General features: G+C 43.9%; 9 protein-coding genes. 2 read left to right on the plus strand and 7 right to left on the minus strand.

Going from position 1 to position 12,070, the window contains the following annotated elements; all coding sequences use genetic code 11:
- Window positions 1-40 precede the first annotated feature (40 nt).
- Window positions 41-2,728: a leucine--tRNA ligase gene (gene leuS, locus ACT3TU_RS04815; protein ID WP_192523256.1), complete on the minus strand. Its 2,688-nt coding sequence runs from the start codon at window positions 2,726-2,728 to the stop codon at window positions 41-43.
- A gap of 143 nt (window positions 2,729-2,871) precedes the next feature.
- On the opposite strand from leuS, the gene ACT3TU_RS04820 reads away from it, so the two are divergent.
- Window positions 2,872-3,489 (plus strand): hypothetical protein, encoded by a 618-nt coding sequence (locus tag ACT3TU_RS04820; RefSeq protein WP_192523257.1) that lies wholly within the window; start codon window positions 2,872-2,874, stop codon window positions 3,487-3,489.
- Window positions 3,490-3,525: 36 nt separating this feature from the next.
- Window positions 3,526-3,891, plus strand: coding sequence for an arsenate reductase (locus ACT3TU_RS04825; RefSeq protein ID WP_192523258.1), 366 nt, complete (start codon window positions 3,526-3,528; stop codon window positions 3,889-3,891).
- A gap of 14 nt (window positions 3,892-3,905) precedes the next feature.
- Here the strand turns inward: ACT3TU_RS04825 and ACT3TU_RS04830 are convergent, their stop codons facing one another.
- The 6 genes from ACT3TU_RS04830 to ACT3TU_RS04855 all read right to left on the minus strand — a co-directional run bounded on the left by ACT3TU_RS04830 (window position 3,906) and on the right by ACT3TU_RS04855 (window position 11,390).
- Window positions 3,906-4,142 (minus strand): hypothetical protein, encoded by a 237-nt coding sequence (locus ACT3TU_RS04830; protein WP_192523259.1) that lies wholly within the window; start codon window positions 4,140-4,142, stop codon window positions 3,906-3,908.
- An 18-nt stretch (window positions 4,143-4,160) separates the two neighbouring features.
- Entirely contained in the window at window positions 4,161-5,072 is a 912-nt protein-coding gene (gene argB, locus ACT3TU_RS04835; RefSeq protein ID WP_192523260.1) for an acetylglutamate kinase, read from the minus strand.
- Window positions 5,073-5,162: 90 nt separating this feature from the next.
- Window positions 5,163-6,962 carry a phosphomannomutase gene (locus ACT3TU_RS04840; RefSeq protein ID WP_444784075.1) on the minus strand — a complete coding sequence of 600 codons (1,800 nt, stop codon included), beginning with the start codon at window positions 6,960-6,962 and terminating at the stop codon, window positions 5,163-5,165.
- A 260-nt stretch (window positions 6,963-7,222) separates the two neighbouring features.
- Window positions 7,223-7,687, minus strand: a complete 465-nt coding sequence (gene dut / locus ACT3TU_RS04845) for a dUTP diphosphatase (protein WP_192523262.1) — start codon at window positions 7,685-7,687, stop codon at window positions 7,223-7,225.
- Between the two features lie 101 nt (window positions 7,688-7,788).
- Window positions 7,789-9,192: a magnesium transporter gene (gene mgtE, locus ACT3TU_RS04850; RefSeq protein WP_192523263.1), complete on the minus strand. Its 1,404-nt coding sequence runs from the start codon at window positions 9,190-9,192 to the stop codon at window positions 7,789-7,791.
- A 164-nt stretch (window positions 9,193-9,356) separates the two neighbouring features.
- On the minus strand, window positions 9,357-11,390 hold the full coding sequence (locus tag ACT3TU_RS04855; protein ID WP_192523264.1) for a UvrD-helicase domain-containing protein: 2,034 nt from the start codon (window positions 11,388-11,390) through the stop codon (window positions 9,357-9,359).
- Between the last annotated feature and the right edge of the window lie 680 nt (window positions 11,391-12,070).

Raw genomic sequence — 12,070 nt, forward strand, 5'->3', positions numbered from 1 at the left:
GTACTAACCAAAGTAATAAAAGTCACTGAGCCTAAAAAATCTAGCCTGCAACCACGATGTTAACCAGTTTATTAGGAACGACGATTTCTTTTTTGATGTCGCCAGTCAAGAATTTTGCCACACCATCAATCGCGCGCGCTTGCGCTTTTAGCTGTTCTGGATCGCTATTTGGTGCTACATCCATTTTGCCACGCATTTTACCGTTGACCTGTACCACCATGGTGATCGTATCCTGTACGAGTGCGCTCTCGTCGACGACAGGGTAGTCTAGGGTGACCGTATCAAGCCCTAACTGTTCAAGCAAATGCTCACCAACGTGCGGGGCATATACCGATAGCATAATAAGCAGGTCAATCAAAGCTTCATGTTGTACTTGTAGGTCTTGCTCATTGCTTGCTTTAAAATTACTCAGCTCGTTAGCCAGCTCCATTAGGCTAGAGACAGGCGTATTGAGTGCCAAACGGTCGCCTAAGTCTTTATCAATTTTAGCGATGGTTTCATGGGTCTTACGGCGTAGTGCTTTTGCTTCTTTGCTTAAGCCGTCCGTATTTAATGCTTCATTATTGAGTGTCTCAAGGCTCAAGTTCGCTGTGGTTAGTGCTTGCTTGTGCTCAGTTGCCACACGCCAGACTTTTTTCACGAAGTTATATGGGCCTTTTAGCGCATCATCCGACCATTCTAGGGTTTGATCAGCAGGTGCGGTAAAGAGCGTATAAAGGCGAACGGTATCAGCGCCATACTTATCAATGGTTATCTGTGGATCAACGCCGTTGTTTTTTGACTTGGACATTTTTTCAATTTTGCCAATGGTCACGGGCTGACCGTCTGATTTTAAGAGGGCCTTAATCGGCTGACCGCGCTCGTTGTAATCAATATCGATATCTTCGGTAAAGTAGTAAGTCGTACTGCCGTCGGCATTGACGCGGTAGAAAGTGCCAGCAAGCACCATGCCTTGGGTCATCAAGTTGGCAAATGGCTCATCACCTGATACCAAGTTTTCATCACGCATGAGTTTGTGAAAGAAGCGTGCATACAGTAGATGCATGACCGCGTGCTCGACACCGCCTACGTATTGATCGACAGGCAGCCATTTATTGGCAGCAGATTTGTTGACCATGTTTTGTGCATCGTTTGGACTGGCAAAACGGGCGTAGTACCAGCTTGACTCGACAAAGGTATCAAACGTATCGGTTTCGCGCTCAGCTGGGTTACCACATTTTGGACAAGTCGTATTGACAAACTCTGGGATGTTTTTTAGAGGATTGCCGCGACCATCAGGGACAACGTCAGTTGGTAGAACGACTGGTAGATTTTGCTCTTCGACAGGTACGGTGCCGCAATGCTCACAGTTGACCATCGGAATAGGGCAGCCCCAATAGCGCTGGCGAGAGACGCCCCAATCACGGAGACGGTATTGGATTTTTTTCTTCGCCAATTTTTGTGGTTCAAGTTTGGCCAGCATCGCTGTAAACGCTTGCTCAAAATCTAACCCGTCAAATTCGCCTGAATTGACCAAGGTATTGCGCTCGGTATAAGCATGGTTGCTTTCAATGTTATTGGCTTTGGCGTTCGCGTCTACCTCATCAAAATAACCAGTGGGAATATCAATGACTTGCTTAATCGGTAAATTGTACTTGGTCGCAAACTCATAATCACGCTCATCGTGTGCAGGTACGGCCATCACCGCGCCTGAACCATAACTCATCAGCACATAGTTGGCGACCCAAACTGGCACTTCTTCGCCCGTTAACGGATGGGTGACGGTAAGACCAGTATCCATACCGATTTTTTCAGCTTTGGCGAGATCTGCTTCGGCGACTGAGCCTTTTTTACACAGCGCACAAAATTGAGCAATCACGTCGTCTTGTTCAGAAGCATATTGTGCTAGCGGGTGCTCTGCGGCAACGGCGACATAAGTAACGCCCATCAAGGTATCAGGGCGCGTCGTAAACACATCCAAGGTATTGCTTTCGCCAGCAATCTCATAAGGAAAATGCACTTCCATACCGGCACTACGACCAATCCAGTTACGCTGCATGGTGATGACTTCAGCCGGCCAATGGCCTTCTAGTTGATCCAAGTCGTCCAATAGCTCGTCGGCGTAATCGGTGATGTTAAAGTAATACATTGGGATGTCGCGTTTTTCAACCGCCGCGCCACTACGCCAGCCCTTACCATCGATGACTTGCTCGTTTGCTAAAACAGTATTATCGACGGGATCCCAGTTGACCGTCGCCAGCTTTTTATAGACCAAGCCTTTTTTGTATAACTGTAAAAATAACCACTGCTCCCACTGGTAATACTCAGGGCTACAAGTGGCAAACTCGCGTGACCAGTCAATTGATAAGCCGAGCAATTTTAGCTGTGCTCGCATGTTATCAATATTTTCAAATGTCCATTTAGCAGGCGGCGTTTGATTGGCAATGGCGGCGTTTTCTGCGGGCAGGCCAAAACCATCCCAGCCCATTGGTTGCATGACCTCATAGCCTTTTAAACGGTAATAACGGCTCAGGACATCAGAGATGGTATAGTTACGCACGTGACCCATGTGCAACTTGCCGCTAGGATACGGGAACATAGACAGCATATAGCGGCTCGGTTTATCGCTTGGCTCATTATCAACTTCGAAACGCTTGTCAGTCGCCCATTTGGCTTGCTGCGTCGCTTCTATCGCTTGTGGGTTATAATGGTTGTTTTCTGCTTGGTCAGATGTCACAGTATTGCTCATAGTTGGCTCGAGATTGAATATTTTAATAAGAAATTAGATACGCTAGAATAGCGCAAATTGGCAAAAAATGCGATGGGGCAAGGTAATAATAGAGCAGTATTGAATAGTATATAAACACTTATAGACTTACAGTAAGGCTAGGCATGCAAAAACTAAAAAAAGGGCAAGTGTTAAAATACCCCATTGATTTATATTTATCGAACAAACACATGCTGTCGATTTTGGCTTTAGGTTTGTTGATTTTTCCGCTGTATTATTATGGGTTACCCATCGCAAAAGATGAAGGTTGGTTTTTCATTATAGTGATGTGGTTATCAATAATTTTGATAGCTGTTGCAGTATTTACGGTATTATTTGCCTTTATTACTGGTAAGCCCGTTTTTCAAATTACGGATAAAGGGTTAACAATACTACAAGTCTTGCGCCGACCACAACAGAGATATTTGTTATGGCAGGATATTGAGTGTATAGGCATAGGTCGTCGAGTCATCAAGCGCCACGAAATTTGGCTGTTAGTGATTCAACCTAAACAAGGCAAAACCATACAATATCCCATAAGGTCTATGAGGTATAAAGATGCCATCTTGAATGAATTGGAAATTGTCTATCTAGTGCAACTTGCCTCTGAAGGCCGTTCCGCTATACATTATGAGCCTATAGAAATGGAGAGAATGAAACTAATTACCCCAAAAGGGAAGTGGCTATTATTAGCCTTGGTTGTTCTTTGTATAGCTTTCTATCTGTTTTTTATTATTAAGTAAAAGTACGCTATAAATATAACTTCTTAAGGATTAACTATGACCATCACCATTTACGGTATTAAATCATGCAGCACCATGAAAAAGGCATTTACTAAGCTTGATGAGCTAGGCGTCAGCTATGATTTTCATGACTATAAAAAGCAGGGTATTGATAAAGATAGTATTCAGCGCTGGGTAAACGAGTTAGGGATAGATAAAGTCCTAAACAAGCGAGGCACTACATGGCGCAAGCTGACCGACGAGCAGAAGCAAGCGGCAGATGCCAGCGTAGATACTGCCATTGATTTACTTGTCGAAAATACCAGTATGATTAAGCGCCCTATTATTGAAGGTAGGTATCATGATAAGTCCGTCTTACTGTGCGGTTATGATGAAGCGCAGCTAGAGACCGTTTTTGGTTAAAAAATACGCCTGAGCTAATAATAAAATCTAAGCTCAGGCTTTATCGCACCAACGATAAACCAAATCACGCTAAAGCACCAAATAATGAGTACATAAAGACGAATTTGCTCCGCTGTCCAATCGAGCGCAAACCATTCAATCATAAAGAACGACTTCCAGCCCTCTATCCAGCGCGCGCCGCCATAGCCAATAATCCACCAGCAATATAAGCTCTCTAAAATAAACAGCAGGCACCACAGCCATAGCGGCATGATTGACTCCTCAGAAACCTAAGGCATGGCCGCATCAATATCGCGACTGATCAAAGTACCAACCCCTTCGTTGGTAAAAATTTCTAACAGCGTGGCATGAGGCACACGACCATCGACAATAACCGCACTTTTAACCCCACTACGAACCGCATTTAGAGCGCACTGAATCTTAGGAATCATACCGCCCGAGATGGTACCATCTTCAATCAAGCTGTCGACTTTCTTTGGCGTCAACCCAGTCACCACTTCGCCGTCACGGCCCAATACGCCTTTGATATTGGTCAATAGCATGAGCTTTTCCGCTTGTAAAAACTCAGCCACTTTACCCGCGACCAAGTCGGCATTGATGTTATAGCTGTTGCCTTCGCTATCAACCCCAAGTGGGGCGATAACAGGGATAAAGTCGGAGGCAATAAGCATGTTAATCACGTCTTTATTGACACTAACCACATCACCAACAAAGCCTAAATCGACTGGTACCGCGATACCATCTGCGCCAATTTTTTCCATCATTAGTTTTTTGGCTAAGATTAAATTGGCATCTTTACCAGTCAAGCCGATGGCACGGCCGCCATGCTTATTGATTAAGCTAACGATCGATTTGTTGACGCTACCGCCCAAGACCATCTCGACGATATCCATGGTGCTTTTGTCGGTGACGCGCATCCCGTCGATACGGTCAGATTGACGACCCAGTTCTTTTAGTAGGTTATCCACTTGTGGACCACCGCCGTGGACGACAACAGGGTGCATGCCAACGGTTTTTAATAACACAATGTCGCGGGCAAACGAGCTTTCGAGCTCAGGATCGGTCATGGCGTTACCGCCGTATTTAACCACGATGAGTTTATCGACAAAGCGTTGAATATAAGGTAGCGCTGTGGTTAATACTTCAGCGGTAATTTTGGCGTCGTCCAAATTAAGCGTCATTACAAGCTCCTAAAACAAGGTTTTTAATGGTTGGTTATCTACTAAATGATTGATTAATTAATAGCTTCTTTTATTCTTTGTTAGCAACAGCTACTCAGGAACAATGGTCATAATCTGCGCTGCTAATGTCGCATCAAATGGGCGACATAGAGTGGCGAATCTTGTTTGAATATCTCTCAAGTCCTCTAGACTATCGCCAGCAAAGCGGGCCGTTAGGTTGTGACTGGTATTTGACTGCCGCAATACCCCAAAGCCGTGGGAAAAATCCAAACGCACACCATCGATACAGCTAAGTTTGGTACCGATAGGCAATAAATCTTGCGCTTGTTCTAAGGTTATAGAATGTTTTTTTGTAGAACAATTACACAGCGACGACGCACAGGCAGTGCTGGTTTGTGAATCGGATTGAGTAGGGGATACGGACGCCGCATTTATTAAGTGCTGTAAATACTGACAGAATCTCGCCAGCTTCTCGATGATTGAACAGTCATTTACAAGTGTCTCTGGAAGCGGTAAATAATGATCAGCTGTACTGACGATGACTGGCAAACTATGAATAATCTTGGCTAGGTTTGTCTTAATATTAAGACTACTCATAGGATGTGCTAACCAGTGTAGCAGTCTTAGTGCCGCATACATGGCGTCATCATAAAGAATAAAGCGATTATCATTAAAGATAAAATGACCAGATAACTCACCAGCAAATATGATTTGATTATTTGATTGTTGTAAACGTCGACGTATTAGACTGCTACCCGTTTGACTCATCACCGCTGTCGCGCCAAGCTCGGCGATTAATTTTGGTAAATGGTGACAGCATTTAATATCAAACAATACCTGAGTATCTGATAATGAGGTGGTTAAAGACTGAGGGCGATCCTTTACGGCGACGCTTGCCAACAGATAAAGCAGGTGATCGGGCGTAACCACTTTGCCATTATTATCGACAACCATCAGCCTGTCGCCATCACCATCGAAGGCGATGCCTATGTCTGCTTGATGATCAAGTACACTCTGCTGTAATTGTTTAAGACGAAGCGGTTCAGTAGGGTCGGGATTACCAGAGGGGAAATGTCCATCAGGGGTATCGTGGAGCATGATAACTTGTTGGCAAAAATGTGCAAATAAAGGCTGGGCGATATGACTGGTCGCCCCGTGCATACAGTCGATAACAACTGTTAAATCAAGTTTGGATAATAGTTGTTGGCTGTCTTTTGAGTTCTGATAGGGATGTTGGTGTGGGTTATCGTGCTGATAGAGCTGCCCAAATACTTGCACAATGGCATCCGTATAAGCACTGCTTACTTGCTCGGTAGGTAAGTTAATCGGCTTATTACTAATGGGTGCGTCAAAGGTTTTTGACGGATTTTTTTGCACATCACGGATAGCCAGTTTTTGATACAATGTTTGAATGTCTTCGCTACTAGGAGAGGCGTGATTGACCAACCATTTAACCCCTAAAATATCTTTAGCGGAATGGCTGGCGGTTACGATAATGCCATGGCCTTGATAGTGCTCGGCCCAAAAAACCATCATGGGAGTAGTAATTAGCCCCAATTGGATAATTTGTAAGCCCTGCCGAGTCAAGATATTAGCAAGAGTGTGGGCAATATTATCACTACCGCAGCGCACATCATAACCAATCACAACGGTGTTCTGTTTGATATGGTTATTTTGCTTAATACTTTTATTTGGCTGGTTAATTATTGTAAGGTTATCTGCTGACTCGTCGTTTTTATTATGATAACTGTGAGAAAGATAGTCTTGCACATTATAAAGGTGAGCAAACGCCCGCCCCAATGCTTGAGTAAAGTCAGCGGTGAAATGCTGGCGCGAACCACGAATATCATAAGCACGAAATAAGGATTGCTGCGCAGCAAAAGACGGCATCGCTTACTCTCCTTATTGTCGTAATTGATATGGTTGTCGTTAATAAAAGCCAATGGCTGATGATAGTCAGTTCAAAATAAAAGCGATACGATTATAGTAGAGTAACTAGTAACGTGCTATTGCTATAATTTTTTCTTGCTTGCTGTTCGCAGGCGTGACAGAGGCGGCAAAAAAATTTATAGCCAATAGCACTGTATCGTTTTTAAAATGAATCTACTATATGATTATTTATACAGTTTATAGCGACTGAAAATCAGTGGCTATTGACGACCTGAATGGCCAAAACCACCTGCACCACGGGCACTGGTATCGCTAAACTCTGTCACGACTTCAAACTCAGGGCGGGCAACGGGTACGACCACATATTGTGCCATGCGCTCTGCTGGATTCAATACAAAATCTTCATTGCTACGGTTCCAAATACTGACCATCAGCTCGCCTTGATAGTCGGCGTCAATCAGCCCAACTAAGTTGCCCAAAACGATACCGTGCTTATGACCAAGACCTGAGCGCGGTAAAATCATCCCCGCATAATTGGGATCTTGAATATAAACGGCAAGACCAGTGCCAATTAAATGCGTTGCACCTGCTTTAATAGTCAAAGGCTCATCAATACAAGCACGCAAATCAATACCAGCGCTGCCATCGGTGGCACGCGTGGGTAGAGAAAACGCTTTATCTTCAGTAATTTTAGGGTTTAACACTTTAACTTGTACAGCTTGCATAACGCACTCACTTAACGATTGGAAGGTTTTATAAATCGAATTTCTAATAGGTAATTTATTGCTAATTCTATTGCTAGTCTTATGGCTAACATTGGTACGCTCTAGAGTATCAGCACACTGGCGAGGCCCAAGAATGACATAAAGCCGACAATATCCGTTACCGTCGTTAGGATAACGGAGGCGGATAGGGCAGGGTCGATGTTCATGCGTTTTAGCATCAGCGGTATACTAATTCCCGAGACGTTGGCGGCAGTCATATTAATGGCAATCGCCAAACCAATAACTGTACTAATTTTAATATCATGAAACCACAATTGGGCAATAAACGCCATGATTATCGCCCATATGATACCGTTTATCGCCCCGACCCACAGCTCTTTATTTAATAACCATAAGCGGTTAGAGCCACCAATTTGACCCATCGCCATACCGCGGATGACGACGGTCAGTGTCTGCGAGCCGGCGATACCGCCCATACTGGCAACCACTGGCATGAGTATCGCTAAGGCCACTACTTTTGCTAACACTGCCTCAAACTGACCAATCACAGCCGCCGCTAACAGAGCTGTACATAAATTAATACCGAGCCAAATACTACGACTTTTGGCACTGGTCAAGATGGGTGCAAAAAGCTCTTCATCTTGGCTGACACCAGCGAGGTTTTTCATGGTGCTATCGACATCGTCTTGGATAATTTCCATGATGTCCTCACCATTTAATTGACCGACCAACTCTCCATGGCTATTAATCACTGGTGCAAAACGGATGTCTTCTGAGCGGAAAATCGCCGCGGCATCTTGAATATCTAAGCGGTCATTAATAGTGATGGCGGTATGAATCAATTCTGAGACTAAGGTGTTTTGGTCGTGTTTAATCAAATCAACCAAACTCAACAGGCCAAGTAGCTGCTGGCTTTGATCGACGACCAACAGCTCTTGGCTCTCATTATCGAGTAACTCATCATTCTCTCGTAGCCAATGCTGTACTTCTGTAAGCGTGATGTTGTCTCTGATTTGAATAAGATCAGGATCCATATAGCGACCAACTTCCAAGTCGGCATAGGTATCAAGCTTATTGACCTGAATCCGAATATCTTCGTCCAAGGTTGCCATTACCGAGGTACGCACGCTGTCAGTAACGGTATCTAAAATCTCAGAGATGTCTTGCGCATCAAGGTCTTGGGTAAAAAGCGATATCTCTTTAGATGAGATATTTTCCATCAGTGGCTGGCGGGTATCAAATTCTAGCTCAGCAAGCACTTCACCTTTAATTTTTTCTGGTACTTGTGCCCAAATTAATAAACGATTTTGGGTGGGGAATGACTCTAATAAGTTGGCAATCTCATATTCTGACTGTTTTTCTAAAAACTCAGTAATGGCTTTATAGGCTTTATCAGCGACCAATTGTTGCAAGTAAAGCAGCTTATACTCAGCACTAAATTCAGCTGGATTATAGTCTCCTTGCCGTGTCAACGAGCGTTCTGGGTTTGGCGTAGGAGTGGACATCAGTGTTCCAAGTTTTTTTAACAGTTAAATAGCAGTAATGACTAGAGACTGCAAAACTTATGTTTTAAACCAAAGTATTCCAGTCCCGCTGTATCGCTTTTATACTAAACTCACTATATATGCTGTAACTTCATATGCTGTAACTTCAAGCATGGATGCTAAAATTAGCGGTTGCCCAATAACGCTCGGATATTGGCCAAATACTCATCAGCGACTTTTTCAGGGTCTTTAGTGGCTTTTTTCTTCTTCGCCTTGGCTGGCCAGTCGATATGATCTTCTGGCAGCTCATCCAAAAATCTTGACTCAGAAGTGACGCGCATTTGACCACCAGCGCGGCGCTGGGTTGCTAGGGTCAATGTCAGTTCACGACGGGCGCGGGTAATACCCACGTACATCAAGCGCCGCTCTTCTTCGATTGTCTCGCTCAGGATAGAGTTGCGATGCGGTAGCATTTCTTCCTCAAGCCCCATGATATAAACGAAATCAAACTCTAGGCCTTTTGCGGCGTGTAAGGTCATCAAGTTGACTTTATTGGTATTCTCTTCTTCTTGTTGCTGCTCGAGCATATCCAGCAACACCAGCTTGCGAATAATGGTGTCGATGGTTCGATCTTCGTCATTTTCCGCACGATTAATCAACGACTGAATGCTGGTATAAAGCATATCGATATTATCGATGCGGTTTTTTTCTTGTTGCGGTGTTTTAGAGTCGCTGCGCACAAAGTCGATATAACCGGTCTCGTCGATCATCTGGCGCACGATAGGTACTGGGTCAGGATGCTGGTCAAGCTCACGAGTATAATGCTCGATAAACTCACCAAACTCTTTTATCGTGCCATAAGCTTTGGATGGCAACACATGGGTCAGACCAGCGTGGGTACAGGAGGCCAATAACGATATACTGTGCTCTTGGGCAAATAACCCCAGTTTCTCTAGTGTTGCTGGTCCCATACCGCGTTTGGGTGTGTTGATAATACGCAAAAAAGCACTGTCGTCTTCTGGGTTTAAAATCAAACGTAAATAACCCATGATGTCTTTAATTTCACTACGAGCAAAGAACGACTGACCGCCAGATAACTTATAAGGCACTTGCAGTTGACGCAGTTGCGCCTCTAGCATCCTTGCTTGAAAGTTACTGCGGTAAAGAACAGCATATTGCTCCCATTCATTACCAAAGCGCAATTTATGAGTGACAATCTCCTTGGCGACGCGCTCGGACTCATCGTCGTCATTACGGCAATTAATAATGCGGATTTTTTCGCCTTGACCTTTATCTGACCAGAGTTTCTTTTCAAATAAATGTTCGTTGTTAGTAATAACCGCGTTGGCAGAAGTCAAAATACGCGTGGTCGAGCGGTAATTTTGCTCTAACATAACGATTTTTAACTTGGGGAAGTCTTCTTTAAGTAGCCCCATGTTTTCAGGCTTTGCCCCGCGCCAGGCATAGATAGATTGGTCATCATCACCAACGACGGTAAAGCGCCCTTGTGGTCCGACCAAGTGCTTAATCATTTCATACTGGGCGGTGTTGGTGTCTTGATACTCATCAACGAGTAAGTAGCGAATACGGTTTTGCCACTTATCGCGTAGCTCTCTGTTTTCGCGCAATATCTTCGTCGGCAGGACAATCAAATCATCAAAATCGACCGCATTATAAGCACGCAAATTGCGCTCATATAAAGCATATAATGTGGCAAAAATCATGTCTTCTGGATCATCTAAGGTTTCCATCGCCTGATCGGGCTCAATCAAATCGTTTTTCCAATCAGAAATCATCTTGATGGCCTTACCAACCAGCTCACGACTTTCGGCGCCGCTTAGGTTGTCGCGCATCATTAACTCCATTAATAGACGTTTGCTATCGTCACTGTCCATGATGGAGAAGTTGCCTTTAAGCGGGGTATGAATCAGCTCATAACGTAAAAACTGTAACCCAAATTGGTGAAAGGTCGACACGGTCAGACCGCGCATTTTTTCACTCGGTAGCAACTTACTGACACGGGCTTTCATCTCACGCGCGGCTTTATTGGTAAAAGTCACAGCGGTGATGCGTTCCGCTGGCATGTTGCATTCTTCAATTAGGTAAGCAATTTTGCGCGTAATAACCGATGTCTTACCGGAACCTGCGCCTGCTAACACCAGCAGTGGGCCTGATACGTAGAGCATCGCTTCTTGTTGTTTGGGATTAAGTTGACTCATAACGTGACCTGTAAGACAAAAGCAAAAAAGAGGATAGAGCGGATAGCTGTAACGCTAAATGAATGTTGCGCGAATGATGACACTGAACAACGCATCGATATTTTTAATAAAGACAATCAAATATTAAAGGTAACAAGATGTGTGATTTATTGGCCATAAATCATCGAAATTAGGTAGGCTATTATAAAGCAAAAACCGGTACTTTGGGTGAGGAGTTGGCAAATGAAAAAGAGTCAAAGGGCGTTCAACTCACGGCGGGCGCTGCCTTTATATGTGCTGACGATTAAAAGGATGGATTTAGAGTTAATATAAGGTAACGTCTATACCACAGTTTACGAGGTAAGCAATATAGTTTTTTCACATAGAAAGTGACCGTCCGATGCAGTTAAAAACTAGCTTTTAGGCACTGGTATGCGTATAGTACGTAAATAATTTATGCCAGTTGTTACGTCATTATTGACCTCGTGTAATGAGCTATTAAATCAATTAAGTAAGCAATCGAATATGATATTGATTTAATACGTTGATCTTACGTTGTTAAAAGATACGTTAGGCAACCAGCCTGCATCCGTTATCTATCGGAAATGTTATCGTTGGTCGCGTCTGACATCGTCGTCAATAAGCTTGATAATTGGTTGTTACCAGCACAGACCCTAAAATAGTTACTTAAATACAGTGAC

This window comes from Psychrobacter sp. AOP3-A1-26 (assembly GCF_052378235.1).
Classification (GTDB): domain Bacteria; phylum Pseudomonadota; class Gammaproteobacteria; order Pseudomonadales; family Moraxellaceae; genus Psychrobacter.

Excerpts from the sequence above, each read along its gene's own strand:
- leuS (WP_192523256.1), bottom strand. The coding sequence starts at position 2,728 with ATGAGCAATACTGTGACATCTGACCAAGCAGAAAACAACCATTATAAC.
- ACT3TU_RS04820 (WP_192523257.1), top strand. The coding sequence starts at position 2,872 with ATGCAAAAACTAAAAAAAGGGCAAGTGTTAAAATACCCCATTGATTTA.
- ACT3TU_RS04825 (WP_192523258.1), top strand. The coding sequence starts at position 3,526 with ATGACCATCACCATTTACGGTATTAAATCATGCAGCACCATGAAAAAG.
- ACT3TU_RS04830 (WP_192523259.1), bottom strand. The coding sequence starts at position 4,142 with ATGCCGCTATGGCTGTGGTGCCTGCTGTTTATTTTAGAGAGCTTATAT.
- argB (WP_192523260.1), bottom strand. The coding sequence starts at position 5,072 with ATGACGCTTAATTTGGACGACGCCAAAATTACCGCTGAAGTATTAACC.
- ACT3TU_RS04840 (WP_444784075.1), bottom strand. The coding sequence starts at position 6,962 with ATGCCGTCTTTTGCTGCGCAGCAATCCTTATTTCGTGCTTATGATATT.
- dut (WP_192523262.1), bottom strand. The coding sequence starts at position 7,687 with ATGCAAGCTGTACAAGTTAAAGTGTTAAACCCTAAAATTACTGAAGAT.
- mgtE (WP_192523263.1), bottom strand. The coding sequence starts at position 9,192 with ATGTCCACTCCTACGCCAAACCCAGAACGCTCGTTGACACGGCAAGGA.
- ACT3TU_RS04855 (WP_192523264.1), bottom strand. The coding sequence starts at position 11,390 with ATGAGTCAACTTAATCCCAAACAACAAGAAGCGATGCTCTACGTATCA.